Annotated in this window: 1 rRNA gene; it reads right to left on the minus strand. The window is 55.1% G+C overall.

Annotation, left to right across the window (positions count from 1 at the left end):
• Nucleotides 1-316, minus strand: a 23S ribosomal RNA gene (locus FS666_RS19525); the annotation flags it as partial.

A 316-nucleotide genomic window follows, 5' to 3' on the forward strand; every position in this document is an offset into this window, starting at 1 on the left:
CTCTGGCGGGCCTTTCCAGGCCGCTTCGCCTACCACATTCCTTTGTAACTCCGTATAGAGTGTCCTACAACCCCGGAAGGCAAGCCTTCCGGTTTGGGCTCTTCCCGTTTCGCTCGCCGCTACTGGGGGAATCGATGTTTCTTTCTCTTCCTCCGGGTACTAAGATGTTTCAGTTCCCCGGGTCTGCCTTCCTGCACCTATGTATTCAGTACAGGATACTGCCCCATTACAGGCAGTGGGTTTCCCCATTCGGAAATCTCCGGATCCAAGCTTGCTTACAGCTCCCCGGAGCATATCGGTGTTCGTTCCGTCCTTC

Source organism: Siminovitchia fortis, from assembly GCF_007681465.1.
Taxonomy (GTDB): domain Bacteria; phylum Bacillota; class Bacilli; order Bacillales; family Bacillaceae_C; genus Siminovitchia; species Siminovitchia fortis.